This is a genomic window from Citrobacter braakii (assembly GCF_009648935.1).
In the GTDB taxonomy this organism is placed as follows: domain Bacteria; phylum Pseudomonadota; class Gammaproteobacteria; order Enterobacterales; family Enterobacteriaceae; genus Citrobacter; species Citrobacter braakii.
In genome coordinates, this window is the sequence record NZ_CP045771.1 from 2,259,703 (window position 1) to 2,285,889 (window position 26,187).

25 protein-coding genes are annotated in these 26,187 nt (G+C 54.1%); 19 read left to right on the forward strand and 6 right to left on the reverse strand.

What is annotated here, in order from left to right:
- Positions 1-25 precede the first annotated feature (25 nt).
- Complete coding sequence (gene ung / locus GFC06_RS10455; protein ID WP_016154055.1) at positions 26-715, reverse strand: uracil-DNA glycosylase; 690 nt, start codon at positions 713-715, stop codon at positions 26-28.
- Between the two features lie 317 nt (positions 716-1,032).
- Here ung and grcA point away from each other — a divergent pair, with 317 nt between their 5' ends.
- Positions 1,033-1,416: an autonomous glycyl radical cofactor GrcA gene (gene grcA / locus GFC06_RS10460; RefSeq protein WP_003037563.1), complete on the forward strand. Its 384-nt coding sequence runs from the start codon at positions 1,033-1,035 to the stop codon at positions 1,414-1,416.
- Between the two features lie 112 nt (positions 1,417-1,528).
- On the opposite strand, the gene srmB is transcribed toward grcA, so the two are convergent.
- Positions 1,529-2,857, reverse strand: a complete 1,329-nt coding sequence (gene srmB, locus GFC06_RS10465) for an ATP-dependent RNA helicase SrmB (protein WP_047501525.1) — start codon at positions 2,855-2,857, stop codon at positions 1,529-1,531.
- 130 nt (positions 2,858-2,987) lie between these two features.
- Here srmB and trmN point away from each other — a divergent pair, with 130 nt between their 5' ends.
- Complete coding sequence (gene trmN / locus GFC06_RS10470; RefSeq protein WP_049282308.1) at positions 2,988-3,725, forward strand: tRNA(1)(Val) (adenine(37)-N(6))-methyltransferase TrmN; 738 nt, start codon at positions 2,988-2,990, stop codon at positions 3,723-3,725.
- Here trmN and nadB read toward each other — a convergent pair.
- Positions 3,710-5,332, reverse strand: a complete 1,623-nt coding sequence (gene nadB, locus GFC06_RS10475) for an L-aspartate oxidase (protein WP_047358259.1) — start codon at positions 5,330-5,332, stop codon at positions 3,710-3,712. The two genes, trmN and nadB, sit on opposite strands and share 16 nt — an antisense overlap.
- Before the next feature lie 305 nt (positions 5,333-5,637).
- Between nadB and rseD the strand changes: the two genes are divergently transcribed.
- The 12 genes from rseD to acpS all read left to right on the forward strand — a co-directional run bounded on the left by rseD (position 5,638) and on the right by acpS (position 15,276).
- The gene (gene rseD / locus GFC06_RS10480) at positions 5,638-5,760 is read left to right on the forward strand and encodes a rpoE leader peptide RseD (RefSeq protein WP_223306697.1); all 123 of its coding nucleotides are present in this window, start codon (positions 5,638-5,640) and stop codon (positions 5,758-5,760) included.
- Complete coding sequence (rpoE, locus tag GFC06_RS10485) at positions 5,757-6,332, forward strand: RNA polymerase sigma factor RpoE (protein ID WP_003037573.1); 576 nt, start codon at positions 5,757-5,759, stop codon at positions 6,330-6,332. The genes rseD and rpoE overlap by 4 nt, the downstream gene beginning before the upstream one ends.
- 31 nt (positions 6,333-6,363) lie before the next feature.
- Positions 6,364-7,014 carry an anti-sigma-E factor RseA gene (gene rseA, locus GFC06_RS10490; RefSeq protein WP_153690128.1) on the forward strand — a complete coding sequence of 217 codons (651 nt, stop codon included), beginning with the start codon at positions 6,364-6,366 and terminating at the stop codon, positions 7,012-7,014.
- Positions 7,014-7,970 (forward strand): sigma-E factor regulatory protein RseB, encoded by a 957-nt coding sequence (gene rseB / locus GFC06_RS10495; protein WP_016154050.1) that lies wholly within the window; start codon positions 7,014-7,016, stop codon positions 7,968-7,970. Before rseA ends, rseB begins: the two co-directional genes overlap by 1 nt.
- Positions 7,967-8,431: a SoxR-reducing system protein RseC gene (rseC, locus tag GFC06_RS10500; RefSeq protein WP_016157173.1), complete on the forward strand. Its 465-nt coding sequence runs from the start codon at positions 7,967-7,969 to the stop codon at positions 8,429-8,431. Before rseB ends, rseC begins: the two co-directional genes overlap by 4 nt.
- A gap of 215 nt (positions 8,432-8,646) precedes the next feature.
- Positions 8,647-10,446, forward strand: coding sequence for a translation elongation factor 4 (gene lepA / locus GFC06_RS10505; RefSeq protein ID WP_003037577.1), 1,800 nt, complete (start codon positions 8,647-8,649; stop codon positions 10,444-10,446).
- A gap of 15 nt (positions 10,447-10,461) precedes the next feature.
- Positions 10,462-11,436: a signal peptidase I gene (gene lepB / locus GFC06_RS10510; RefSeq protein ID WP_016154048.1), complete on the forward strand. Its 975-nt coding sequence runs from the start codon at positions 10,462-10,464 to the stop codon at positions 11,434-11,436.
- Positions 11,437-11,705: 269 nt separating this feature from the next.
- Entirely contained in the window at positions 11,706-12,386 is a 681-nt protein-coding gene (rnc, locus tag GFC06_RS10515; protein WP_003037579.1) for a ribonuclease III, read from the forward strand.
- Positions 12,383-13,288: a GTPase Era gene (gene era / locus GFC06_RS10520; RefSeq protein ID WP_003037581.1), complete on the forward strand. Its 906-nt coding sequence runs from the start codon at positions 12,383-12,385 to the stop codon at positions 13,286-13,288. The genes rnc and era overlap by 4 nt, the downstream gene beginning before the upstream one ends.
- Positions 13,289-13,420: 132 nt before the next feature.
- On the forward strand, positions 13,421-14,149 hold the full coding sequence (gene recO, locus GFC06_RS10525; protein WP_016154047.1) for a DNA repair protein RecO: 729 nt from the start codon (positions 13,421-13,423) through the stop codon (positions 14,147-14,149).
- Between the two features lie 15 nt (positions 14,150-14,164).
- Complete coding sequence (gene pdxJ / locus GFC06_RS10530) at positions 14,165-14,896, forward strand: pyridoxine 5'-phosphate synthase (RefSeq protein WP_016157172.1); 732 nt, start codon at positions 14,165-14,167, stop codon at positions 14,894-14,896.
- Positions 14,896-15,276 (forward strand): holo-ACP synthase, encoded by a 381-nt coding sequence (acpS, locus tag GFC06_RS10535; protein ID WP_153690129.1) that lies wholly within the window; start codon positions 14,896-14,898, stop codon positions 15,274-15,276. The genes pdxJ and acpS overlap by 1 nt, the downstream gene beginning before the upstream one ends.
- Positions 15,277-15,316: 40 nt before the next feature.
- Here the strand turns inward: acpS and GFC06_RS10540 are convergent, their stop codons facing one another.
- Together GFC06_RS10540 and GFC06_RS10545 are read right to left on the reverse strand one after the other, a co-directional pair.
- Positions 15,317-15,577, reverse strand: coding sequence for a YfhL family 4Fe-4S dicluster ferredoxin (locus GFC06_RS10540; RefSeq protein WP_003037590.1), 261 nt, complete (start codon positions 15,575-15,577; stop codon positions 15,317-15,319).
- Positions 15,578-15,632: 55 nt separating this feature from the next.
- Positions 15,633-16,481, reverse strand: coding sequence for a MurR/RpiR family transcriptional regulator (locus GFC06_RS10545; protein WP_047501531.1), 849 nt, complete (start codon positions 16,479-16,481; stop codon positions 15,633-15,635).
- A 117-nt stretch (positions 16,482-16,598) separates the two neighbouring features.
- Here GFC06_RS10545 and murQ point away from each other — a divergent pair, with 117 nt between their 5' ends.
- Genes murQ through tadA form a run of 4 tightly spaced genes read left to right on the forward strand, consistent with a single transcriptional unit; the run spans position 16,599 to position 20,060 of the window.
- Positions 16,599-17,492: an N-acetylmuramic acid 6-phosphate etherase gene (gene murQ, locus GFC06_RS10550; RefSeq protein ID WP_016154044.1), complete on the forward strand. Its 894-nt coding sequence runs from the start codon at positions 16,599-16,601 to the stop codon at positions 17,490-17,492.
- Between the two features lie 9 nt (positions 17,493-17,501).
- Positions 17,502-18,866, forward strand: coding sequence for a PTS transporter subunit EIIC (locus tag GFC06_RS10555; protein ID WP_153690130.1), 1,365 nt, complete (start codon positions 17,502-17,504; stop codon positions 18,864-18,866).
- Positions 18,867-18,869: 3 nt separating this feature from the next.
- On the forward strand, positions 18,870-19,505 hold the full coding sequence (gene yfhb, locus GFC06_RS10560; RefSeq protein ID WP_016157167.1) for a phosphatidylglycerophosphatase C: 636 nt from the start codon (positions 18,870-18,872) through the stop codon (positions 19,503-19,505).
- Positions 19,506-19,562: 57 nt separating this feature from the next.
- Positions 19,563-20,060: a tRNA adenosine(34) deaminase TadA gene (tadA, locus tag GFC06_RS10565; RefSeq protein WP_047501533.1), complete on the forward strand. Its 498-nt coding sequence runs from the start codon at positions 19,563-19,565 to the stop codon at positions 20,058-20,060.
- 48 nt (positions 20,061-20,108) lie between these two features.
- Here the strand turns inward: tadA and mltF are convergent, their stop codons facing one another.
- Positions 20,109-21,659, reverse strand: a complete 1,551-nt coding sequence (mltF, locus tag GFC06_RS10570) for a membrane-bound lytic murein transglycosylase MltF (protein ID WP_153690131.1) — start codon at positions 21,657-21,659, stop codon at positions 20,109-20,111.
- Positions 21,660-21,916: 257 nt separating this feature from the next.
- Between mltF and purL the strand changes: the two genes are divergently transcribed.
- Positions 21,917-25,804, forward strand: a complete 3,888-nt coding sequence (gene purL, locus GFC06_RS10575) for a phosphoribosylformylglycinamidine synthase (protein ID WP_103766628.1) — start codon at positions 21,917-21,919, stop codon at positions 25,802-25,804.
- Positions 25,805-26,187 lie beyond the last annotated feature (383 nt).

Below are 26,187 nucleotides of genomic sequence, written 5' to 3' on the forward strand. Positions count from 1 at the left end.
ATGCCAGCGATTCGCTGGCATTTTTTTACTCGCTTTCTGCGGGTAATACCGGCGTCCAGTCAATCGGCTTTTCACCTCGCTGTTCCAGCCACTCATTAGCCAGTACAAAGTGATTGCAGCCAAAGAAACCGCGATGCGCAGAGAGCGGTGATGGGTGCGGCGCTTTCAATACATGGTGACGCTGCGCATCAATAATCGCGCCTTTCTTTTGTGCGTGTGAACCCCAGAGCAGGAATACCACGCCTTCCCGATGTTGGTTAATCAGGCTGATGACTTTATCGGTAAATGTTTCCCATCCCAGACTGGCGTGCGAATGTGCCTGCCCGGCACGGACGGTAAGCACGGTGTTGAGTAACAGCACACCCTGGCGTGCCCAGCTTTCCAGATATCCGTGCGTTGGGCGTGTGAAGCCAGGAATCGTTGCTTCCAGCTCTTTGTACATGTTCAGCAACGAGGGCGGGGTGGCAATACCGGGGCGGACAGAAAACGCGAGACCGTGTGCCTGGCCCGGACCGTGGTATGGATCCTGCCCCAGGATGACGACTTTCACGTCGCCAAGTTCGGTAAAGCGAAAAGCGTTGAATACATCTTTTTGTGGCGGATAAATTGTCATACCTGACTGACGCTCGCCCGCCACAGTATGCAGCGTGTTAACAAAATAAGGCTGCTGTTTCTCTTCTGCCAGCACATCGTGCCAGGTTAATTCGGTGGCCATCTCGCTCTCCTGCGAATTTTCAATCCCCCTAGCTTAACTGCTTCTTTCGGCGTCGCAAAATTCTGTACGTTTCTCAAGGGTCTACCCCTTAAAGATAGTTGAAAATTTATGTAAAAAGTTTAGCTGCGCATGTGGCGTAAGTTGATGTAAAACAATAAAATCCACCTATCACCACTTTTCATGTGTGGTTTTTATTGATTTAAATCAAAGATTCAAGGGTGTGTGAGGGGTATATATACACTCAAGCAACAATGGTTTTACCAATTGGCCGGATGACGGCCAACCGAGATCAAATAATTTTGCCGGGGAGGCATCAAATGATTACAGGTATCCAGATTACTAAAGCTGCAAATGACGACCTGCTGAACTCTTTCTGGCTGCTGGACAGCGAAAAAGGCGAAGCACGCTGCATCGTTGCGAAAGCAGGTTTCAATGCTGATGAAGTCGTTGCTGTCAGCAAACTGGGTGAAATCGAATACCGTGAAGTACCGGTAGACGTACAGCCGGAAGTCCGTGTGGAAGGTGGTCAGCACCTGAACGTGAACGTTCTGCGCCGCGAAACTCTGGAAGATGCGGTTAAGCATCCGGAAAAATATCCGCAGCTGACCATCCGTGTTTCTGGTTATGCCGTGCGTTTCAACTCTCTGACGCCAGAACAGCAGCGCGACGTTATTGCTCGTACCTTTACTGAGAGCCTGTAAGGCTCACGGGGAATAACCCCGTCTGGCAGAGAATCTGAAAGCGGAAGATGCCAACGTATCTTCCGCTTTTTTGTGCACAAAAAATGCCGGGCTAAACGGCCCGGCATTCGGTTTACTCTTTGTCGGACTGCTGGGAAGCAGCTCCGCTTGGCTTACGGCGTTTGCCGACATTTTTGGCGTCGCGGTGACGTTTTTTCACCCGCGGTTTCTCTTTCTCTTTCGCTTTTTGCTCCGCGCGCTTCGCCAGCACTTTCTTGGATGGCTTACCGTTAGATTTCTCACTTGGCGCGCGCGTGGTTGGACGCAGTTCGTCGATGACGCGTGCTTTCAGTGGCTCGTCAATGTAGCGGCTCGCTTTGCCGAGCAGCAGATGGTCGTGGGCTTCAACCAAAGAGATCGCAGTACCTTTACGGCCTGCACGACCGGTACGGCCAATGCGGTGCAGATAGGCATCGCCACTGCGCGGCATGTCGAAGTTAAACACATGGCTGACGTCAGGAATATCGATCCCACGAGCGGCAACGTCGGTTGCTACCAGCACGTTCACACGACCATCGGTCAGGCGTTTGATCGCTTCATTACGTTTGTTCTGCACCATCTCGCCTTCGAGATAGCAGTTATTAATGCCCGCCTGGCGCAGCCAGCCTGCCAGCTCGTGCACACGCTCGCGTTTACGTACGAAGACAATCGAGCGAGTCGCTTCCGGCTGTTTTAACAAATGGATCAGCAGGGCCGTTTTGTGCTCGATGTCATCGGCACGGTAGTAAAACTGATGAATTTTCTTGCGTTCGCGCGTAGACGGATCCGCCGAAACTTCGACCGGATCCTCCAGCAGACGCTCAGCAAAATCTTTGATCGCATCGCCTTCCAGCGTGGCGGAGAACAGCATAGTTTGCTTACGCCAGCGGGTTTCTCCAGCGATATGCTCGATGTCCTGGGCAAAGCCCATGTCCAACATGCGGTCTGCTTCATCGAGGATTAGTGTCTCAACCGCATGGCAGTCGAAGTTTTCTTCTTTAATGTACTGCAGCAGACGACCGGTAGTGGCGACCACGATGTCCTGGTTTTCGCTAAAGACTTCCATGTGGTTCATGTAAGCCACGCCGCCGGTAATCGTGGCGATATCCAGATGCGTATTCTTCGCCAGTTCACGGGCGTGTTCGGCAACCTGCATCGCCAGTTCGCGCGTCGGGGTCAAAATCAAAATGCGCGGCGGGCCAGATTTCTTGCGCGGGAAGTCGAGCAGGTGCTGCAACGCTGGCAGCAAATATGCCGCCGTTTTACCGGTGCCTGTCGGCGCAGAACCGAGTACATCACGGCCATCGAGCGCAGGCGGAATGGCGGCAGCCTGAATGGCGGTCGGGCGAGTGAAACCTTTTTCCTGGAGGGCATCCAGAAGGCTTTCATCGAGTTCAAGTTCGGAAAAAGTCGTTACAGTCATGTTCTACCTCTGAGTGGGGCGCTGATTATAGACGTTACGGCTGCAATCTTCATCTGTTTGTATGGATATACCTTCTCAGGTATTGTTTTTATCCTATGTTATCGTTTTTTTTCCAGGAAGGTTGTTCTTCATGCCCCAGTCTACATCCGTACTTAGACGTAATGGATTTACTTTTAAGCAGTTTTTTGTGGCACACGATCGTTGTGCAATGAAAGTCGGAACGGACGGCATTTTATTGGGGGCCTGGGCCCCTGTTGCTGGCGTAAAGCGGATCCTGGATATTGGTACCGGGAGCGGCCTGTTGGCGCTGATGCTGGCTCAGCGCACAGATGAAAACGTCATCATTGACGCTGTGGAGCTTGATGTTGATGCCGCGCAGCAGGCGCAGGAGAACATCGCGCAATCTCCGTGGATGCATCGCGTGAACGTTCATACCGAAGATGTGCAGCAGTGGGTACCGCGCCAGACCGTGCGCTTTGATTTGATCATCAGCAACCCTCCCTATTATGAACAGGGAGTGGGATGTGCCACGCCGCAGCGCGAGCAGGCTCGCTACACCACCACGCTCGATCATCAAGTATTGCTGACGCTGGCGGCAGACAGCATTACGGAAGAAGGCTTTTTCTGTGTGGTGCTGCCCGAACAGATTGGTAACGTCTTTTCCCAGCAGGCACTGGGCATGGGCTGGCATCTGCGATTGCGCACGGATGTAGCAGAAACCGAGGCCCGACTACCGAATCGGGTACTGCTGGCATTCTCCCCGCAGGCCGGGGAGTGCTTTAGTGACAGGCTGGTGATCCGTGGGCCAGACCAACGTTACTCTGAAGGTTACACGGCGCTGACCCAGGCGTTTTATCTGTTCATGTGATGACTTAGCGGCGAGAGAATGGACGGGCCCGCCTCTGGAAGCTGTTCTGGATAATCCAGCGTATAGTGCAGGCCCCGACTCTCTTTACGCATCATCGCGCAGCGGACAATCAGCTCAGCAACCTGCACCAGATTGCGCAGTTCCAGCAAGTTGTTCGACACGCGGAAATGAGCGTAATACTCGTCGATTTCCTGTTGCAACATGGTGATACGGCGCAGGGCGCGCTCCAGACGTTTAGTTGTGCGCACGATACCGACGTAATCCCACATAAATAGCCGCAGCTCATGCCAGTTATGCTGAATCACAACCAGTTCATCCGGGTTTTCTACCCGGCTTTCATCCCAATCCGGGAGGGTGCTGACGCTGCGAGCATAAGGCATTCGCCTGTCGATATCTTCAGCCGCGGACCAGCCGTAAACCAGGCACTCCAGTAATGAGTTTGACGCCATCCGGTTGGCTCCATGCAGGCCGGTGTAACTCACTTCGCCGATCGCATACAGCCCGTCGACATCCGTACGGCCAAAGTCATCCACCATCACGCCGCCGCAGGTATAGTGCGCGGCAGGAACGATGGGAACCGGCTCTTTGGTCAAATCGATGCCCAGTCCCAGCAATTTTTCATAAATCATCGGGAAATGCTGACGAACAAATTCTTCCGGTTTATGGCTGATGTCGAGAAACATGCAGTCAGCGCCCAGGCGCTTCATTTCGTGGTCGATGGCGCGGGCAACAATATCGCGGGGAGCCAGTTCGCCACGCTCGTCAAAATCGGGCATAAAGCGCGAACCGTCCGGGCGCTTCAGATGTGCGCCTTCGCCACGCAGCGCCTCGGTTAGCAGAAAGTTGCGCGCCTGCGGGTGATACAGCGCTGTCGGGTGAAACTGGTTAAATTCCAGGTTGGCGACACGGCATCCCGCGCGCCAGGCCATCGCAATCCCGTCACCCGAGGAAATATCTGGATTGGTGGTGTATTGGTACACCTTTGACGCGCCGCCGGTGGCCAACACTACTGACTTGGCATGGCAGGTTTCTACGGCTTCTTTATTACGGTTCCAGATCCAGGCTCCGACAACCCGACGCGTTCCCGGCAGACCGATTTTATCGGAGACAATCAGATCGACGGCATTACTGCGCTCAAGAACCCGTATGTTGGGGTGATTTTGTGCCTGGCTGACGAGGGTGGTTTCGACTTCTTTACCGGTGGCATCCGCAGAGTGCAGAATGCGTCGATGGCTATGACCGCCTTCACGGGTCAGGTGATAGCTTTCTTCACCGTTGGGCTGAACCTGCGTATCAAATAAGACGCCCTGATCGATAAGCCACTGAACGCAGGTGCGGGCATTGCTGGCGACAAATTCAACCGCATGGCGATCGCACAGGCCGGCCCCGGCAATCAGAGTATCTTCAACGTGGGAATCGATGCTGTCGGTTTCATCAAACACCGCGGCAATACCGCCCTGGGCATAAAATGTCGAGCCTTCGCTGACCGGACCTTTGCTCAGGACAATAACCTGATGTTTTTCGGCCAGGCGCAGCGCCAGTGAGAGTCCGGCAGCCCCGCTGCCAATGATCAGCACGTCACAGGATAATTCAGGAGTCGTATTCATGATTTTTGTTTAATTTACTAAACAGTGTTTGGTCACCATAGCACCACATTGCGCGATACTGCACGTTTTATTTTTAAATGTGTTGCAGTGACTAAACATGAAAAAAAAGCATGACGAGGGCGAAATGAGCAAAAATATTTTGTGAAGCAGGCCGTTAGCACCAGATTATGTGATGAAATAAAGTGGCCGTTGGGTTACTCTGCAAGCGGTGAAATGGGCATTTCTAAACAGATAGTGCGTCGATCGGATTATGTAGACTTATAATGAGAGATAAGACCTGTCTACAACATGACAAACAAAAAACAATGCGTAACGGAACTTTACGAAACTTGAGCACTCTAAGCATTTGCTTGCTCATAGTGAAGCTGATGGAGTGGCGTTTCGAAGGCGCGTGGAAATTTGGTTTGGGGAGACTTTACCTCGGATGAGCGAGCAGTTAACGGACCAGGTCCTGGTAGAACGGGTCCAAAAGGGAGATCAGAAAGCCTTTAACCTACTGGTAGTGCGCTATCAGCATAAGGTGGCGAGTCTGGTTTCTCGCTATGTACCGTCGGGCGATGTACCCGATGTAGTACAAGAAGCATTTATCAAGGCCTATCGTGCGCTGGACTCGTTCCGGGGAGATAGTGCTTTTTATACCTGGCTGTATCGTATTGCAGTCAATACAGCGAAGAATTACCTGGTCGCTCAGGGGCGTCGTCCACCTTCCAGTGATATTGATGCGATTGAAGCAGAAAATTACGAAAGTGGCGGTGCGCTGAAAGAAATTTCGAACCCTGAGAACTTAATGTTGTCAGAAGAACTGAGACAGATAGTTTTCCGGACTATTGAGTCCCTCCCGGAAGATTTACGCATGGCAATAACCTTGCGGGAGCTGGATGGCCTGAGCTATGAAGAGATAGCCGCTATCATGGATTGTCCGGTAGGTACGGTGCGTTCACGTATCTTCCGAGCGAGGGAAGCTATTGATAATAAAGTTCAACCGCTTATCAGGCGTTGACGATAGCGGGATACTGGAAAAGGTATTAGGCATGCAGAAAGAAAAACTTTCCGCTTTAATGGATGGCGAAACGCTGGATACTGAGTTACTCAAAGAGCTGGCTCATGACCCGGAAATGCAAAAAACCTGGGAGAGTTATCACCTGATTCGCGATTCTATGCGAGGTGATACCGCCGACGTTCTCCATTTCGATATTTCCGCCCGTGTAATGGCTGCCATCCAGGATGAGCCAGTACGTCAGACGGTGCCATTGATTCCTGAGGCCCAGCCAGCACCGCACCAGTGGCAGAGAATGCCATTCTGGAAGAAAATGCGTCCGTGGGCCGCGCAGCTTACCCAAATGGGTGTGGCCGCGTGTGTATCACTTGCAGTTATTGTTGGCGTCCAGCACTATAATGGGCAATCTGAAACGTCCCAGCAGCCCGAAACGCCGGTATTTAATACATTACCGATGATGGGTAAAGCCAGTCCGGTAAGCCTGGGTGTACCCTCTGACGCGACGGCCAGCGGCGGTCAGCAACAGCAGGTACAGGAGCAGCGTCGTCGTATTAATGCCATGTTGCAGGACTACGAACTGCAACGTCGACTGCACTCTGAACAGCTTCAGTTTGAGCAGGCCCAAACACAGCAAGCCGCTGTGCAGGTGCCAGGAATTCAAACTTTAGGAACGCAATCGCAGTAATGAAGCAACTTTGGTTTGCCATGTCACTTGTGGCTGGTAGCCTGTTTTTCTCTGTAAACGCCTCGGCCAATCCTGCGTCCGGGGCGTTGTTGCAGCAGATGAATCTGGCCAGCCAGTCGCTAACCTATGAGCTGTCATTTGTCAGCATCAATAAGCAGGGTGTTGAATCCCTACGTTATCGCCATGCCCGCCTGGATAACCGTCCGCTAGCGCAACTGTTGCAAATGGATGGGCCGCGCCGGGAAGTGGTGCAGCGTGGCAATGAAATCAGCTATTTTGAGCCTGGTCTCGAACCGTTCACGCTGAACGGCGACTATATCGTTGACTCTCTGCCCTCTCTGATTTACACCGACTTCAAACGTCTTGCTCCCTACTATGACTTTATCTCAGTAGGTCGCACCCGCATTGCCGATCGGCTCTGTGAAGTGATCCGCGTTGTCGCCCGTGACGGTACGCGTTACAGCTATATCGTCTGGATGGACACGGAGACTAAGCTGCCGATGCGCGTCGATCTTCTCGACCGTGATGGTGAGACGCTGGAACAGTTCCGTGTTATCGCCTTTACCGTAAACAACGGCGTTAGCGATAGCATGCAGGCGCTGGCGAAAGCCAATCTACCGCCGTTGCTGTCAGTTCCTGCGGGCGAGAAAACCAACTTCAACTGGAGCCCGTCGTGGTTGCCGCAAGGCTTCAGCGAAGTTTCCAGCAGTCGACGTCCGCTGCCGACGATGGATAACATGCCGATCGAATCGCGCCTATATTCTGATGGCCTGTTCAGTTTCTCCGTGAACGTAAACCGTGCGATGCAAAACAGCGCCGATCAGCTGTTGCGAACCGGGCGTAGAACGGTTAGTACCAGCGTGCGTGATAACGCGGAAATTACGATTGTGGGCGAGCTTCCACCGCAAACGGCGAAGCGTATCGCGGACAATATTAAGTTCAGGGCTGCACAATGATTAAAGAGTGGGCGACAGTCGTCTCCTGGCAAAATGGTCTGGCGACGGTCAGCTGTGATGTTAAAGCATCATGTAGCAGCTGTGCTTCCCGGGCCGGATGCGGGAGCCGCGTGCTGAACAAACTTGGGCCGCAGACCACGCATACCATCGTGGTGCCCAGCGACGAACCCTTAGCGCCCGGTCAAAAAGTTGAACTGGGTATTGCCGAGGGTAGCTTGCTGGGTTCAGCGATGTTGGTCTACATGTCTCCGTTGGCGGGGCTCTTTCTCTTCGCGGCGCTATTCCAGGTGCTGTTTGGTTCCGACCTTGCGGCATTAAGCGGAGCCGTGCTGGGGGGCGTGGGCGGATTCCTGATTGCCCGTGGATACTCTCGTAAGCTTGCTGAGCGCGAAGCCTGGCAGCCGGTCATTCTGAACGTTGCTCTTCCACCCGATCTCATTCGCGTCGAAACCCAACAGTGATAGCTTTGCCTGATGGCGCTTGTGTCGCCATCCGGCAAAAGTTTCACCGACTTTGCAAAGTTGTTTCCAGTTCCCGCTATCCTTGCTCTATGAACATTTCCTCGCCTCAGCGTTGTAGTGTAGAATGCGGCGTTTCACTTAAACAGACGTTAAGCTCAGATCAGCGACTTCTCAGAGCCTGCTCAGGCGGGCGTAAGGCACAATAATTACACTATATGAAGAACATACGTAACTTTTCAATCATAGCTCACATCGACCACGGTAAATCGACGCTGTCTGACCGTATTATCCAGATCTGCGGTGGCCTGTCTGACCGTGAAATGGAAGCGCAGGTTCTCGACTCGATGGATCTTGAGCGTGAGCGCGGTATTACTATCAAAGCGCAGAGCGTGACGCTCGATTTCAAAGCATCTGATGGTGAAACCTATCAGCTTAACTTTATCGACACCCCGGGCCACGTTGACTTCTCGTATGAAGTTTCCCGCTCGCTTGCCGCCTGTGAAGGCGCACTGCTGGTGGTTGATGCCGGACAGGGCGTCGAAGCACAGACCCTGGCTAACTGCTATACCGCCATGGAAATGGATCTGGAAGTGGTGCCGGTCCTGAACAAAATTGACCTGCCAGCCGCCGATCCTGAACGTGTGGCGGAAGAGATCGAAGATATCGTCGGTATCGATGCGACGGATGCCGTTCGCTGTTCGGCGAAAACCGGCGTTGGCGTCACTGACGTTCTTGAACGTCTGGTGCGCGACATCCCGCCGCCTGAAGGCGACCCGGAAGGTCCGTTACAGGCGCTGATCATCGACTCCTGGTTCGATAACTACCTGGGCGTCGTATCTCTGGTGCGTATTAAAAACGGCACCATGCGTAAAGGCGACAAAATTAAAGTGATGAGCACCGGTCAGGTCTATAACGCTGACCGTCTGGGCATCTTCACGCCAAAACAGGTTGACCGTACCGAGCTGAAATGCGGCGAGGTGGGTTGGTTGGTTTGTGCGATTAAAGACATCCTGGGCGCACCGGTTGGCGATACCCTGACGCAGGCGCGTAACCCGGCGGACAAGCCGCTGCCAGGCTTTAAAAAAGTGAAGCCGCAGGTTTACGCCGGTCTGTTCCCGGTGAGCTCTGACGACTACGAAAACTTCCGTGACGCGCTCGGCAAGCTGAGCCTCAACGATGCCTCCCTGTTCTATGAACCGGAAAGCTCAACCGCGCTGGGCTTCGGCTTCCGCTGTGGCTTCCTCGGTCTGCTGCACATGGAGATCATTCAGGAACGTCTGGAGCGTGAATACGATCTGGATCTGATCACTACCGCGCCGACCGTAGTCTACGAAGTCGAAACCACGGCGAAAGAGACGATCTATGTCGATAGCCCGTCCAAGCTGCCGCCGTTGAACAACATTTACGAACTGCGTGAGCCGATTGCTGAGTGTCATATGCTGCTGCCGCAGGCTTACCTCGGTAACGTCATCACGCTGTGTATCGAGAAGCGCGGCGTACAGACCAACATGGTTTACCACGGTAACCAGGTGGCGCTGACCTATGAAATTCCGATGGCGGAAGTGGTACTCGACTTCTTCGACCGTCTGAAGTCAACTTCTCGCGGCTATGCGTCGCTGGACTATAACTTCAAACGTTTCCAGGCGTCTGACATGGTGCGCGTTGATGTTCTCATCAACAACGAACGTGTCGATGCGCTGGCGCTGATTACCCACCGCGACAACTCCCAGAGCCGTGGTCGTGAACTGGTCGAGAAGATGAAAGATCTGATCCCTCGCCAGCAGTTTGATATCGCGATCCAGGCGGCCATTGGTACGCACATCATCGCGCGTTCAACGGTTAAGCAGCTGCGTAAAAACGTTCTGGCGAAATGCTACGGTGGCGATATCAGCCGTAAGAAAAAGCTGCTGCAAAAACAGAAAGAGGGTAAAAAGCGCATGAAGCAGATCGGTAACGTCGAACTGCCACAGGAAGCCTTCCTCGCCATTCTGCATGTCGGTAAAGACAGCAAATAATCTTAAGGAGTTGGCATGGCGAACATGTTTGCCCTGATTCTGGTGATTGCCACACTGGTGACGGGCATTTTATGGTGCGTAGATAAATTCATCTTCGCGCCTAAACGCCGGGAGCGTCAGGCAGCAGCGCAAGCTGCTGCAGGTGATTCACTGGATAAAGCAACGCTGAAAAAAGTGGCCCCTAAGCCAGGCTGGCTGGAAACCGGGGCATCCGTTTTCCCGGTTTTAGCTATTGTGCTGGTGGTGCGTTCATTTATTTATGAGCCGTTCCAGATCCCGTCTGGTTCGATGATGCCGACACTGCTTATCGGTGACTTTATCCTGGTGGAGAAATTCGCCTACGGGATTAAAGATCCGATTTACCAGAAAACGCTGATCGAAACCGGCCATCCGAAACGCGGTGATATCGTGGTGTTTAAATACCCGGAAGATCCGCGTCTGGACTACATCAAACGTGCTGTCGGTTTACCGGGAGACAAAGTGACGTACGATCCGGTGGCGAAAGAGGTAACTATTCAGCCAGGATGCAGTTCCGGTCAGGCGTGTGAAAACGCGCTGCCGGTAACGTACTCTGATGTTCAGCCAAGTGATTTTGTGCAGACCTTTGCGCGTCGTAACGGCGGTGAAGCGACCAGCGGTTTCTTTGAGGTTCCGCTGAATGAAACGAAAGATAACGGTATTCGCCTCTCCGAGCGTAAAGAAACGCTGGGTGAGGTAACGCACCGCATTCTGACCGTGCCAATCGCGCAGGATCAGGTGGGGATGTATTACCGTCAGCCAGGCCAGCAGTTGGCAACCTGGATCGTCCCGCCGGGACACTACTTCATGATGGGTGATAACCGTGACAATAGCGCGGACAGCCGTTACTGGGGATTTGTGCCGGAAGCGAATCTGGTTGGTAAAGCGACCGCTATCTGGATGAGTTTCGATAAGCAAGAAGGCGAATGGCCGACCGGTGTGCGTTTAAGCCGTATTGGTGGCATTCACTAATCGCTGATAATCGTTCACGTTGTCGTCATAATGGCGACAACGTGAATTATTTCTCGGATAAATTCCCGCAGACTAACGACATCCCTTGTCGTTGTGTATAGAATATTCCCCCGAAGTTTGAGGTTGGCACCGACAGGTTGCCACGGCACACGAAACAGCGTTGGTTTGTGTATAAATGCATTCAGCCGAAGCGGGATGGCTAAGCGAAATGCGTATATCAGGTCTGTTTCGTGTGCTGAATTGTTGACGCATTCATTTATTGGTATCGCATGAACCCCATCGTAATTAATCGGCTTCAACGGAAGCTGGGCTACACTTTTAATCATCAGGAGCTGTTGCAGCAGGCATTAACTCACCGTAGCGCCAGCAGCAAACATAACGAGCGTTTAGAATTTTTAGGCGACTCTATTCTGAGCTTTGTTATCGCTAATGCGCTGTATCACCGTTTTCCGCGTGTGGATGAAGGTGATATGAGTCGCATGCGCGCGACGCTGGTTCGCGGCAATACGCTGGCTGAATTAGCCCGTGAGTTTGACCTCGGTGAATGTTTACGTTTGGGGCCAGGCGAGCTGAAAAGCGGCGGTTTCCGTCGTGAATCGATCCTGGCAGATACCGTTGAAGCCTTGATCGGCGGCGTCTTCCTCGACAGCGATATTCAAACCGTTGAACAACTGATCCTGAACTGGTATCAGACTCGTCTGGATGAAATTAGCCCAGGCGATAAACAAAAAGATCCGAAAACGCGCCTGCAGGAATATTTGCAGGGTCGCCACCTGCCGCTACCGTCCTATCTGGTGGTGCAGGTTCGTGGTGAAGCACACGATCAAGAATTTACTATCCACTGCCAGGTCAGCGGCCTGAGTGAACCGGTGGTTGGCACAGGTTCGAGCCGTCGTAAGGCTGAGCAGGCTGCCGCCGAACAGGCGTTGAAAAAACTGGAGCTGGAATGAGCGAAGAGAAAACTTACTGCGGATTTATTGCCATCGTCGGTCGCCCGAACGTCGGCAAATCCACCCTGTTGAATAATCTGCTTGGGCAGAAGATTTCCATAACCTCACGTAAGGCTCAGACAACACGTCACCGTATTGTTGGCATCCATACCGAAGGTGCGTATCAGGCGATTTATGTTGATACCCCGGGCCTGCATATGGAAGAAAAACGGGCGATCAACCGCCTGATGAACAAAGCGGCAAGCAGCTCGATTGGTGATGTTGAACTGGTTATTTTCGTTGTGGAAGGCACCCGCTGGACGCCGGACGACGAAATGGTGCTCAACAAGCTGCGCGACGGTAAAGCCCCGGTTATTCTGGCTGTGAACAAAGTGGACAACGTTCAGGAAAAAGCCGATTTACTGCCGCACCTGCAGTTCCTGGCAAGCCAGATGAACTTCCTTGATATTGTCCCGATTTCTGCCGAAACCGGTCTGAATGTTGATACCGTTGCGGGCATCGTGCGTAAGCACCTGCCGGAAGCCATTCATCACTTCCCGGAAGATTACATCACCGACCGTTCTCAGCGCTTTATGGCGTCTGAAATCATCCGTGAAAAGCTGATGCGTTTTCTGGGGGCTGAACTGCCGTACTCCGTTACCGTGGAGATTGAGCGCTTTATCTCTAACGAACGCGGTGGTTACGATATTAACGGTCTGATCCTCGTTGAACGTGAAGGGCAGAAGAAGATGGTTATTGGCAACAAAGGGGCCAAAATTAAAACCATCGGCATCGAAGCGCGTAAAGACATGCAGGAGATGTTCGAAGCGCCCGTTCACCTCGAGCTGTGGGTGAAAGTGAAATCCGGCTGGGCCGATGACGAGCGCGCGCTGCGTAGCCTCGGTTACGGCGACGACGTCTAATTTTTCATAGGTTATGGCTTTCGAGGTGCAGGAAGGCGGCAAGACCGCAGATCCTCGGGAGCTTACTCAAGTGAGTGACTGGGGTGAGTGGGCGCAGCCAACACACCTGCAGCTTGAAAGACGGCGGGTATGATGGAAGGATGGCAACGCGCTTTTGTCCTGCATAGCCGCCCGTGGAGCGAAACCAGTCTCGTGCTGGACGTCTTCACGGAAGAATCGGGTCGTGTGCGCCTGGTGGCTAAAGGCGCGCGATCCAAACGTTCTAATCTCAAAGGCGCGCTCCAGCCTTTTACTCCGTTGTTGCTTCGCTTTGGTGGACGTGGTGAGGTCAAAACCTTACGCAGTGCCGAAGCCGTTTCTCTGGCTCTCCCCCTTAGCGGTATCACACTGTACAGCGGCTTGTATATCAACGAGCTTATCTCTCGCGTACTTGAGTATGAGACCCGCTTTTCTGAACTCTTTTTCGACTACCTGAACTGTATTCAGGCGCTGGCTGGCGCGACGGGTTCGCCAGAGCCTGCGCTGCGTCGCTTTGAGCTGGCCTTACTTGGACATCTGGGGTACGGCGTCGATTTTACCCACTGTGCGGGTAGTGGCGAGCCGGTGGACGACACCATGACCTATCGTTACCGGGAAGAAAAAGGGTTTATCGCAAGCGTAGTGATTGATAACGCCACCTTTACCGGACGCCATCTGAAAGCACTCGAATCGCGGGAATTTCCGGATGCTGATACGCTTCGCGCCGCGAAACGCTTTACCCGCATGGCGTTAAAGCCGTATCTTGGTGGTAAGCCGTTAAAAAGCCGGGAACTGTTCCGGCAATTTATGCCAAAACGCGCAGTAAAAACAAAAAATGATTAACGAGGATGGATTGCCATGGCCGAATTACTGTTAGGCGTCAACATTGACCACATTGCCACTTTACGTAATGCACGCGGCACCGCATACCCTGACCCGGTTCAGGCGGCGTTTATCGTTGAGCAGGCGGGCGCAGATGGCATTACCGTGCACCTGCGTGAAGACCGTCGCCATATTACCGATCGCGACGTGCGCATTTTGCGCCAGACGCTGGATACGCGTATGAATCTGGAAATGGCGGTAACCGAAGAGATGCTGGCGATTGCCGTTGAGACTAAGCCGCATTTTTGCTGCCTGGTGCCGGAAAAACGTCAGGAAGTGACGACTGAAGGTGGCCTGGACGTCGCCGGTCAGCGTGACAAGATGCGTGATGCCTGCAAACGCCTGGCGGACGCAGGCATTCTGGTTTCGCTGTTTATCGATGCTGATGACGAACAGATTAAGGCTGCTGCTGAAGTCGGCGCGCCTTACATCGAAATTCACACCGGCTGTTACGCCGATGCGAAAACCGACGCTGAACAGGCCAGCGAACTGGCGCGTATCGCCAAAGCGGCGACCTTTGCCGCCAGCCTTGGTCTGAAGGTGAATGCGGGGCACGGCCTGACGTACCACAACGTTAAAGCCATCGCCCGGATCCCGGAAATGCACGAGTTGAACATTGGCCATGCCATTATCGGCCGCGCGGTGATGAGCGGTCTGAAAGATGCAGTAGTCGAAATGAAGCGCCTGATGCTGGAAGCGCGTGGCTAATGGCGATTCTGGGATTAGGTACGGATATCGTGGAGATTGCCCGCATCGAAGCGGTGATCTCCCGTTCCGGCGACCGTCTGGCAAGACGCGTGCTCAGCGACAACGAATGGGCAATCTGGGAGACGCATCAGCAACCGGTGCGCTTTCTGGCGAAGCGTTTTGCGGTCAAAGAGGCGGCAGCAAAAGCCTTTGGTACCGGTATTCGCAACGGTCTGGCGTTTAATCAGTTTGAAGTCTTTAACGACGAACTCGGTAAGCCGCGTCTGCGGTTATGGGGGGAGGCGTTAACACTGGCGGAAAAACTCGGCGTCGCACATATGCATGTGACGCTGGCCGATGAGCGTCACTACGCCTGCGCCACGGTGATTATCGAGAGCTAACGTTTTGTCGACCTGATAAGCATCGCGTCATCAGGCAACGTTACAGCTTATCGGCGTGGTGCATCAGTACAAACTTATCCCACAGCTGCTCTTCCGTTTCGACATGTGCCGGATCTTTCAAAATAGTATTGGGGATCGGGCACACCTTCTGGCAGGTTGGCGTGTCGTAATGGCCTACGCATTCAGTACACTTGTCGCTGTTAATCTCGTAAATGCTGTCACCCATCGAAATCGCCTCATTCGGGCATTCGGGCTCGCACATATCGCAATTGATACACTTTTTAGTGATTAACAGGGCCATCAGGAAACTCTCAAAACATCACAAATCGGGCGGGCATTATACGCGCATTCTTTGCTCAGACCAGTTTTTTTACCAGTGCTTCGCTGTGGCGAATGCGTTCCGGGGCATGCTCCAGATCTTGCTGCACCAGCGCCATAAACAGTAAATCAGTGAGCATCATTTGCGCATGGGTAGAGGAAATCGCTGCGCTGCGCGTGGCCTGTTCTTCAGCAATCGTGTACAGACAATGAGTTGCGCGCTGTTGCAGGGCGTTAGGGGTAAATCCGGTGATGGCGAGAATTTTGGCCCCAGCGCGCAACGTTTCATCCGCAGCCAGGTTGAGTTCGCGGCGTTCTCCGGTATACGAAATGGCCAGCAGCAGATCGTTGGGTGAAAGCGCCTGCACCGCCGCCAGCAGGGCGTGCATATCGCGTTCAACCACCGCGTTAAACCCAATCTTTAGCAGTTTCCAGGCAAAATTCTGCGCTACCAGACCCGATGCGCCAATCCCGGTCAGGATAATGCGCCGGGCTGAGCGCAGCATCGTGACGCTCTCCATCAGTTTCTCTTCGCTGTTGACGTCCAGCGTCGCATGCATCGCGGCCACGTTTTCTTTAATCAGTTTTTCGCCCACCATACGCATGGGGTCGTCACCGCGAATCTGATTATGCACCGGAATGGAATGAGGGTTGGGATTGCTGGCCAACGCTTCGCTAATCGCCAGTTTCAGCGCCGGAAACCCTTTAAAGCCCATCTTTTGCGCGAACTTCACCACGCTGGACTGGCTGACGCCTGCTTCAAAGGCCAGCTGCTGTGAGCTGAGATGACGCGCGGTATCCGGCTGAGCAAGAAGATAATCCGCAAGTTTTTTATCGCTTTGCGCGAGGTCCGGGTAACGCTGACGAATGCGAATTAAACAGTTCATGCTGTCTCCTGGCGAAAACGTGATGGCGATTGCAAAACAAAATTTCACTCGCCTGGATGAATATAATATTCCATTATGACAGATTATTATGAATTAAAAATTCCTAAGGAACAAAAAATGAATCTCGGTGCATTAGTTTCAGAAACCCGCAATCCACAGACCATGGATCTGGATGCGCTCTCAACGTTGGAGTTGGTTCATCGATTTAATCAACAGGATACGCTGGTAGCGGAAGCAGTAAAAGCAACTCTGCCTCAAGTTGCGTGCGCGGTCGATGCGGCAGCCAACGCGCTAAAAGCCGGTGGACGCATTATTTACATGGGTGCAGGTACCAGCGGGCGTCTTGGGGTGCTGGACGCGTCTGAGTGCCCACCGACCTTCGGTGTACCGCATGGTCTGGTAGTTGGGCTGATTGCCGGGGGGCCGGGCGCGCTGCTCAAGGCGGTAGAAGGCGCGGAAGATAACCCGCAGTTAGGCGAAGACGATCTGCGCGCACTCAACCTTACCGCACAGGATCTGGTGGTTGGTCTGGCGGCTTCAGGTCGCACGCCGTATGTGATTGGCGGGCTGAAATATGCGCGTTCGGTGGGCTGTACGACGGCGGCTATTTCCTGCAATCCGGATTCTCCTGTCGCGCATGAAGCGGATATTGCGATCTCCCCGGTGGTGGGACCGGAGGCGTTGACCGGGTCAACACGACTGAAATCCGGCACCGCGCAAAAACTGGTGCTCAATATGATCTCCACCGGTGCGATGGTGAAATTTGGCAAGGTGTACCAGAACCTGATGGTGGATATGCAGGCAACCAACGTCAAACTGGTCGATCGGGCGTGCCGTATGGTGGTTGAAGCCACCGGCATTGCGCGTGAACAGGCGCAAGCGCTGTTAAAGCAGACTGATTTTGACGTTAAGCCAGCGATTTTAATGGCGCTCACCGGCCTGGATGCCGCTGCCGCCCGTGAAAAGCTTGCCGCTCACCAGGGTTTTTTACGCGCGGCGTTAGAACACTAAGAGGTGTATATGGATAAGACGGCGGTGCTGGCCAGCGACATTCTGCTGGGCGTAGGCGGAGAGCAAAATATTCTGCGCCTGGAAAACTGTATGACCCGCGTCAGGGTGGAAGTTCAGGATGACGATCAGATTGATATTCCCCGTCTCAGGCAACTGCCCGGTGTTAGCGGTTACGTGAAGCAGGGCGCGCAGCATCAGATAATCGTCGGCCCCGGTAAAGCTGCCAAGGTGGTGGATGCCATGCGCTCCCTGATTGCCGATGGCGGCGAGCGTGCAGATGTGAATAATATCGATCGCACCAAATCAGAGGCCAAAGCGAAGTACAAAGCGCCAATGAGCGATGCGCTGCGCAAGCTGGCGAACGTCTTTATCCCTCTTATTCCGGCGTTTATCGCCTCCGGTTTGATTACCGGCATTATTAACATCCTTAAGCGACCGGATATCGTGGGGGATTTTGCGACCCATTATCCGAATATGCTGGGGCTGATGGGCATATTTGGTAGCGCCGTGTTTGCCATCATGAATATTCTGGTTGGGGTGAATACCGCCAAAGTCTTCGGCGGCTCTCTGGCGATGGGTGGGGTGATGGCGGGGATCCTCTCCAGTCCGCAGCTGGCGCAGATTACCCTGTTTGGCGAAGCGTTGCAGCCGGGGCGCGGCGGGGTGATCGCAGTGCTGCTGGTGGTTGCGCTGATGTGTTGGATCGAGCGCAAATTCCGCGAGCTGTTGCCGGAATCGCTGGAGCTTATCCTTAACCCGCTGCTGACCACCATCATTACCGGGGCCATCGCGATTGTGGCGCTGCAACCACTTGGAGGCTGGATTTCTGAATCTATCGCTCACGGCGCATCCTGGGCTATCGACCGCGGCGGTTTCCTGGTTGGTGCCATACTGGCGGGAACTTTCCTGCCATTGGTGCTCACCGGACTTCATCAAGGGTTGGTGCCCATCCACGTTGAGCTGGTACAGGCGCACGGTTATAACGCGCTCTTTCCTATCCTGGCGATGGCAGGCGTTGGACAAGTAGGGGCTGCGATAGCGGTGTTGATGAAAACCCGCAATGCGCGGCTAAAGAAAGTGATCAAAGGAGCGCTGCCGGTCGGGCTGCTGGGCATTGGCGAGCCGCTTATTTTTGGCGTCACGCTGCCGTTGGGTAAACCGTTTATCGGTGCCTGTCTTGGCGGAGCGGTAGGCGGGGCGCTGATTAGCTACTGGAAGGTGGCGACGGTTATCACCTTTGGCATCTCCGGTTTGCCGCTGGCACTGACGATTGTTGCCGGAAAAGTGATGTTCTATCTGTTAGGCTATCTGGTAGCAGTTATCGCCGGGTTCCTGTTTACCTGGCTATTGGGGTTCAACGATCCAGAGGAATAAGGTTTGACCAATCACCAGCGCCGCGTTGTTTTTTTTGATTTGGATGGCACGTTACACCAGCAGGATATGTTCGGTAGCTTTATACGTTATCTGCTGCGTCGCCAGCCGCTGAACGCGTTGCTTGTGCTGCCTCTGCTACCGGTGATTGCGCTGGCGCTGCTGATACAAGGGCGCGCCGCCCGCTGGCCAATGAGCCTGCTGTTGTGGGGATGCACTTTTGGTCGTAGCGAGGCGCGTCTGAAAGGGCATCAGGCTGACTTTGTGCGCTGGTTTCGCAGTAACGTGACGGCCTTTCCGCTCGTGCAGCAGCGCCTGACAACCTACCTGTTAAGCTCTGACGCCGAAATCTGGCTTATCACTGGCTCCCCGCAGTCGCTGGTCGAGCAGGTGTACTTCGACACGCCGTGGCTACCGCGAGTCAATCTGATCGCCAGTAAAATGGCGCGGGGATTCGGCGGGTGGGTGCTGCCTCTGCGCTGTCTGGGCCATGAGAAAGTGACGCAACTGGAACGCCACATTGGTGCGCCGCTTCAGCTTTACAGTGGCTACAGCGACAGTAATCAGGACAATCCTCTGCTCTCTTTTTGCCAGCATCGCTGGCGCGTCACGCCGCGCGGAGAGCTACAACAACTCGAATAGAGTAAACGATAGCGTCTGTGTATAATGCGCCCGCTTTGATTACTGGAGTTACCCCCTTTGTCTGAAGTTGAATTTAGCCACGAATACTGGATGCGTCATGCTTTAACGCTGGCTAAGCGCGCCTGGGATGAGCGTGAAGTCCCGGTGGGCGCGGTATTAGTACATAACAACCGCGTGATTGGCGAAGGCTGGAACCGTCCGATTGGTCACCATGATCCGACTGCCCACGCTGAAATTATGGCGCTGCGTCAGGGCGGCCTGGTGCTGCAAAACTACCGTCTGTTGGATACCACGCTGTATGTCACTCTGGAGCCGTGTGTGATGTGCGCAGGCGCGATGGTGCACAGCCGTATCGGCCGGATCGTTTTTGGCGCGCGCGATGCGAAAACGGGGGCAGCCGGGTCATTAATGGATGTATTGCATCACCCTGGAATGAATCATCGGGTGGAGGTGACCGAAGGGGTGCTACGGGATGAATGCGCCACGTTGCTCAGTGATTTCTTCCGCATGCGTCGTCAGGAAATCAAAGCGCTGAAAAAAAACGCCAATTTGTAAATGCCGGTCTGATTGCCTGATGACGCTGCGCTTATCAGGCCTACGAGGCTACTTGTCCTCTTTTTTCTGCGGTGAAAACAGCAGGGAAGGGGAGTGCGACAGGTAATTTGACGACGTCTGAGACAAAAACGCCGAAAGCGGCAATTCATCTTTACCTATTAGCTCTGTCGGCGTCACCGCCGGGTAATCCTGCGCCAGTTGCTGCGTTTCAAGCGCCCGTTTTTCTTTCTCCTGCAGATACCCCACCAGGCTAATCTGGTACTTACGGATATTTTCTACATAAGCGTAGGCTTCGTGGCCACGTGCATAACCATAGGTCAGCTTGTTGTAATACGGCTTTTGGCTGAGCAGCGGCAGACGCTGTTTTACGTCGGACCAACTGTTCGGATTGCCTTTGGTTTTCACGGTCAGCGCCCGTGCATCCAGCATGTGCGCATAACCCATGTTGTAGGCTGCGAGCGCAAACCAGATGCGTTCCCCTTCGGGGACGGTATCGGGCACTTTACTCATCATATCCTGCAAATACCGTGCGCCGCCGCTGATGCTTTGTTCGGCATCGGTACGGTCAGTCAGTCCGAGACTTTGAGCGGTATTTTTGGTCAGCATCATCAACCCGCGTACGCCGGTCGGGGAAGTGGCCTGCGCGTCCCAGTGTGACTCTTGATAAGAGATTGCGGCGAGCAGTCGCCAGTCTATCTCCTGCGCATATTTCTCAAACAGCGGCTTAAGGTCCGGCAATACGCTGTCTACGGCGCGTAAAAAGGTGCGGGTATCAACATAGTCAAAATCATCGCCATGTCCGAGATACTTTTCTTCTAGTCGCGCCAGAGAGCCGTCTTCATTCATGGTGTTAAAAAAATCCAACAGGGCGGCAGACAGCGTGTTGTCATCGTCCAGGCGACTAAACCAGGTCACCGGCTGTTCGTCAGATACGTCCAGCGCTACGGCCAGTTCAGGATGTACGCGTTGGTATAAGCTGATGGCGACGGAATCGGCAATGGTGTAATCCAGCTTCCCGGCGATAACATCATCAAGCAGTTCAGTAGTGCCCTTTTTGTCATCCACCTTCCAGCTCAGATCGGGAAATTTATTCTCTTTAAGTAACTGGAGATCGTTAACCACCACGTGCCCCGGGGCGATGGTCAGTTGATTTTCGTTCACGGTGGCAAGAGTGCGCGGGCGGTATTGCCCAACCCGATACACCAACTGTTGTGAAACCGAATAGTATGTCGGACCTGGCTGGTAATTTTTCACCCGCTCGCTGTTATATACCAGGCCTGCGGCTAACAGATCGGCATGGCCGTTATCCAGGTCGTCAAAAAGCTGGCTGATGTTCTGGCGCACGGTGACTTTTAACTTCACGCCCAGATAGTTGGCGAACGCCTGAGTCAGTTCATAATCCAGGCCGAATTTCTTACCGTTGAGGGTCGCGTAAGTTAACGGCGAGTCGAGGGTACTGACGCGCAGTTCTCCCCGCGACTGAATGGCGGCGATACGATTTTCGGCTTTACCGAACCAGGGAATAGATGGCCAGAGGGCCGCTGCCAACAACAGCGTTAATATGCCGATGAACAGATAATTAATCTTTAATTTTTTCAATTAGTTAATTCTCTGAACCGTACGTTGTCTCTGCCTGCTGTGGTGATGATTAAGAAGTGAAGTCGTCATTAATGAGCGGCATTTTGCTTAAACTTGCGTCAGTTGGCAACTTATTCAGAAACCAGACCGCATTTGATGATAAGCGAAGGTCGTGATTTTATTTCGACGCAAACGGTTTCGTCGGCGCGGTAGATTCTTTATAATGACGCCCGTTTCCCCCACTTGGGCACACCGAAAGCTTAGAAGACGAGAGACTTATGATGGAAATTCTGCGTGGTTCACCTGCACTGTCTGCATTCCGTATTAACAAACTGCTGGCACGTTTTCAGGCTGCCAACCTCCAGGTCCACAATATTTACGCCGAGTACGTCCATTTTGCCGATCTGAATGCACCGTTGAATGAGGATGAGCACGCCCAGCTTGTACGCCTGCTGAAATATGGTCCTGCTCTTCACAGCCATGCCCCTGAAGGCAAACTGCTGCTGGTTACGCCTCGCCCTGGCACCATCTCCCCGTGGTCTTCTAAAGCGACTGATATTGCCCACAACTGCGGCCTGCAACAGATTAGCCGTCTGGAACGTGGCATTGCCTGGTATGTAGAAGCCTCTACGCTGACCGCTGAGCAGTGGCAGATGGTTGCCGACGAACTGCACGACCGCATGATGGAAACGGTTTTCTCTGCGCTGAACGATGCCGAAAAACTGTTTGTCCATCACCAGCCTGCGCCGGTCTCCAGTGTTGATCTGCTGGGTGAGGGACGACAGGCGCTGATCGACGCTAACCTGCGTCTCGGTCTGGCGCTGGCGGAAGACGAAATCGACTATCTGCAGGATGCGTTTACCAAACTGGGACGCAACCCGAACGACATTGAACTGTACATGTTTGCGCAGGCTAACTCCGAGCACTGCCGCCACAAAATTTTTAACGCCGACTGGGTTATCGACGGTAAACAGCAGCCCAAGTCGCTGTTCAAGATGATCAAAAACACTTTCGAAACCACGCCGGACCACGTGCTGTCTGCCTATAAAGACAACGCCGCGGTCATGGAAGGTTCTGAAGTGGGCCGCTACTTTGCCGACCACAAAACCGGCCGCTACGATTTCCATCAGGAGCCAGCCCACATCCTGATGAAGGTTGAAACCCACAACCACCCGACGGCTATCTCTCCGTGGCCGGGCGCGGCTACCGGCTCCGGCGGCGAAATCCGCGACGAGGGTGCAACCGGTCGTGGTGCAAAACCGAAAGCCGGGCTGGTGGGCTTCTCCGTTTCCAACCTGCGTATTCCTGGCTTTGAACAGCCGTGGGAAGAAGACTTTGGTAAGCCGGACCGTATTGTTACCGCGCTCGATATCATGACCGAAGGTCCGTTGGGCGGCGCGGCGTTTAACAACGAATTCGGTCGTCCGGCGCTGACCGGCTACTTCCGAACCTACGAAGAAAAGGTCAACAGCCACAACGGCGAAGAGCTACGCGGTTACCATAAACCGATCATGCTGGCGGGCGGGATCGGTAACATCCGTGCCGATCACGTGCAAAAAGGTGAGATCGTCGTTGGCGCCAAACTGATCGTCCTCGGCGGCCCGGCGATGAACATCGGGCTTGGCGGCGGGGCGGCCTCCTCTATGGCTTCCGGCCAGTCTGATGCCGATCTTGATTTCGCTTCGGTACAGCGCGACAACCCGGAAATGGAACGTCGTTGCCAGGAAGTTATCGACCGCTGCTGGCAGATGGGCGATGCGAACCCGATCCTGTTTATCCATGACGTTGGCGCGGGCGGTCTGTCTAACGCCATGCCGGAGTTGGTAAGCGATGGCGGTCGCGGCGGTAAGTTCCAGCTGCGCGATATTCTTAGCGACGAGCCGGGTATGAGCCCGCTGGAAATCTGGTGTAACGAATCCCAGGAGCGCTATGTGCTGGCGGTTGCAGCTGACCAGCTACCGCTGTTTGACGAACTGTGTAAGCGCGAGCGCGCGCCGTATGCGGTGATCGGTGAGGCCACTGAAGAACAGCATCTCACACTGAGCGACAGCCACTTCGATAACCAGCCGATCGACATGCCGCTGGATGTGCTGCTGGGTAAAACCCCGAAAATGACCCGCGATGTGCAGACGCTGAAAGCCAAAGGCGACGCCCTGAATCGTGGCGAAATCTCGATTGCAGATGCGGTTAACCGCGTGCTGCATCTGCCGACTGTCGCTGAGAAAACGTTCCTCGTGACGATCGGCGACCGTACCGTTACCGGCATGGTGGCGCGTGACCAGATGGTTGGTCCGTGGCAGATCCCGGTAGCCAACTGCGCGGTCACCACCGCAAGCCTGGATAGCTACTACGGTGAAGCGATGTCTATCGGTGAGCGTGCGCCAGTTGCGCTACTGGATTTCTCGGCTTCTGCGCGTCTGGCGGTAGGTGAAGCGCTGACTAACATTGCGGCAACGCAGATTGGCGATATCAAACGCATTAAACTGTCGGCTAACTGGATGGCTGCTGCGGGTCACCCCGGTGAAGATGCCGGGCTGTACGAAGCGGTAAAAGCCGTTGGGGAAGAATTATGTCCGGCGCTTGGCCTGACTATTCCGGTGGGTAAAGACTCTATGTCGATGAAAACCCGCTGGCAGGAAGGTAATGAGCAGCGTGAAATGACTTCGCCGCTGTCGCTGGTGATCACCGCCTTTGCCCGCGTGGAAGACGTGCGCCACACGATAACCCCACAGCTCTCTACTGAAGACAACGCCCTGCTGCTGATTGACCTCGGTCTTGGTCACAACGCGCTGGGCGCGACGGCGCTGGCACAGGTTTATCGTCAACTGGGCGACAAGCCTGCCGACGTGCGTAACGTTGAGCAACTGAAAGGCTTCTACGACGCCATTCAGGCGCTGGTCGCGCAGCGTAAGCTGCTGGCCTACCATGACCGTTCCGACGGCGGACTGCTGGTTACGCTGGCGGAAATGGCCTTCACCGGTCACTGCGGTATTGACGCTGATATCCACTCTCTGGGTGACGATCGTCTGGCGGCGCTGTTTAATGAAGAGCTGGGCGCAGTGATCCAGGTTCGCGCTGCTGACCGTGAAGCGGTTGAGGTGTTGCTGGCACAACATGGCCTGGCAGATTGCGTGCACTATCTCGGCCAGGCGGTAACGGGTGACCGTTTCACCCTGAGCGCCAACGGTCAGCCGGTGTTCAGCGAAAGCCGCACCACGCTGCGCATGTGGTGGGCGGAAACCACCTGGCAGATGCAGCGTCTGCGCGACAACCCGGAGTGTGCCGATCAGGAACACGACGCGAAAACCAACGATGCCGATCCTGGCCTCAACGTTAAACTGTCGTTTGATATCAACGAAGATGTTGCCGCCCCGTACATCGCTACCGGCGCGCGTCCAAAAGTGGCCGTGCTGCGCGAGCAGGGCGTGAACTCCCACGTCGAAATGGCGGCTGCCTTCCACCGTGCGGGCTTTGACGCCATCGATGTGCATATGAGCGACCTGCTGGGCGGACGCATCGGTCTGGGTAACTTCCAGGCGCTGGTCGCTTGTGGCGGGTTCTCTTATGGCGATGTGCTCGGCGCAGGGGAAGGCTGGGCGAAGTCGATTCTGTTCAACAACCGCGTCCGTGATGAGTTCGAAACCTTCTTCCATCGCCCGCAAACGCTGGCGCTCGGGGTGTGTAACGGTTGCCAGATGATGTCTAACCTGCGTGAACTGATCCCGGGAAGCGAGCTGTGGCCGCGCTTTGTGCGTAACCACTCCGATCGTTTTGAAGCCCGCTTCAGCCTGGTCGAAGTGACGCAAAGCCCGTCTTTACTGCTTGCCGATATGGTTGGTTCGATGATGCCGATTGCCGTTTCTCACGGTGAAGGCCGTGTGGAAGTGCGTGACGGCGCGCATCTGGCCGCGCTGGAGAGTAAGGGGCTGGTGGCGCTGCGCTACGTTGATAACTTCGGTAAGGTGACCGAGACCTACCCGGCTAACCCGAACGGCTCGCCGAACGGAATTACTGCCGTTACTACTGAAAATGGTCGCGTCACCATTATGATGCCGCACCCGGAACGCGTATTCCGTACCGTGAGCAACTCCTGGCACCCGGAAAACTGGGGCGAGGACAGCCCGTGGATGCGTATCTTCCGCAACGCGCGTAAACAGCTCGGGTAATCAGCTCGATAACCTTTAAGCCCCTCTGCGTGAGGGGCTTTTTTTTGTCAGTCATTTTGTATGCCGCTATCCGACAATGCGTTTAAGTGTCGGGAAATCCCGACATAGGCGGGGTTACGCTGTCGCTAAAAAGAGACATTTAATTATATGATTTACAATGACTTTGTTTTTAAGTGCTGTGGGTGTTGCTGATTGGCGACAGTAAGGGTGAAAAATAGCCAAAATCATTTTTCATATGAATAAGAACATTTTCCATATTTATCATTGTGTTAATAAAGTGTTTTGAATATTGGCACAGATGCTGCATAATATAGCCCAGTGGCTCATTCACCTTCTTATGTCAGCCCCTTCGGGACGTGCTACATAAACTTCGAATGACGCAC

Coding starts and splice junctions, on each gene's coding strand:
- ung (WP_016154055.1), bottom strand. CDS start 715: ATGGCCACCGAATTAACCTGGCACGATGTGCTGGCAGAAGAGAAACAG.
- grcA (WP_003037563.1), top strand. CDS start 1,033: ATGATTACAGGTATCCAGATTACTAAAGCTGCAAATGACGACCTGCTG.
- srmB (WP_047501525.1), bottom strand. CDS start 2,857: ATGACTGTAACGACTTTTTCCGAACTTGAACTCGATGAAAGCCTTCTG.
- trmN (WP_049282308.1), top strand. CDS start 2,988: ATGCCCCAGTCTACATCCGTACTTAGACGTAATGGATTTACTTTTAAG.
- nadB (WP_047358259.1), bottom strand. CDS start 5,332: ATGAATACGACTCCTGAATTATCCTGTGACGTGCTGATCATTGGCAGC.
- rseD (WP_223306697.1), top strand. CDS start 5,638: ATGCGTAACGGAACTTTACGAAACTTGAGCACTCTAAGCATTTGCTTG.
- rpoE (WP_003037573.1), top strand. CDS start 5,757: ATGAGCGAGCAGTTAACGGACCAGGTCCTGGTAGAACGGGTCCAAAAG.
- rseA (WP_153690128.1), top strand. CDS start 6,364: ATGCAGAAAGAAAAACTTTCCGCTTTAATGGATGGCGAAACGCTGGAT.
- rseB (WP_016154050.1), top strand. CDS start 7,014: ATGAAGCAACTTTGGTTTGCCATGTCACTTGTGGCTGGTAGCCTGTTT.
- rseC (WP_016157173.1), top strand. CDS start 7,967: ATGATTAAAGAGTGGGCGACAGTCGTCTCCTGGCAAAATGGTCTGGCG.
- lepA (WP_003037577.1), top strand. CDS start 8,647: ATGAAGAACATACGTAACTTTTCAATCATAGCTCACATCGACCACGGT.
- lepB (WP_016154048.1), top strand. CDS start 10,462: ATGGCGAACATGTTTGCCCTGATTCTGGTGATTGCCACACTGGTGACG.
- rnc (WP_003037579.1), top strand. CDS start 11,706: ATGAACCCCATCGTAATTAATCGGCTTCAACGGAAGCTGGGCTACACT.
- era (WP_003037581.1), top strand. CDS start 12,383: ATGAGCGAAGAGAAAACTTACTGCGGATTTATTGCCATCGTCGGTCGC.
- recO (WP_016154047.1), top strand. CDS start 13,421: ATGGAAGGATGGCAACGCGCTTTTGTCCTGCATAGCCGCCCGTGGAGC.
- pdxJ (WP_016157172.1), top strand. CDS start 14,165: ATGGCCGAATTACTGTTAGGCGTCAACATTGACCACATTGCCACTTTA.
- acpS (WP_153690129.1), top strand. CDS start 14,896: ATGGCGATTCTGGGATTAGGTACGGATATCGTGGAGATTGCCCGCATC.
- GFC06_RS10540 (WP_003037590.1), bottom strand. CDS start 15,577: ATGGCCCTGTTAATCACTAAAAAGTGTATCAATTGCGATATGTGCGAG.
- GFC06_RS10545 (WP_047501531.1), bottom strand. CDS start 16,481: ATGAACTGTTTAATTCGCATTCGTCAGCGTTACCCGGACCTCGCGCAA.
- murQ (WP_016154044.1), top strand. CDS start 16,599: ATGAATCTCGGTGCATTAGTTTCAGAAACCCGCAATCCACAGACCATG.
- GFC06_RS10555 (WP_153690130.1), top strand. CDS start 17,502: ATGGATAAGACGGCGGTGCTGGCCAGCGACATTCTGCTGGGCGTAGGC.
- purL (WP_103766628.1), top strand. CDS start 21,917: ATGATGGAAATTCTGCGTGGTTCACCTGCACTGTCTGCATTCCGTATT.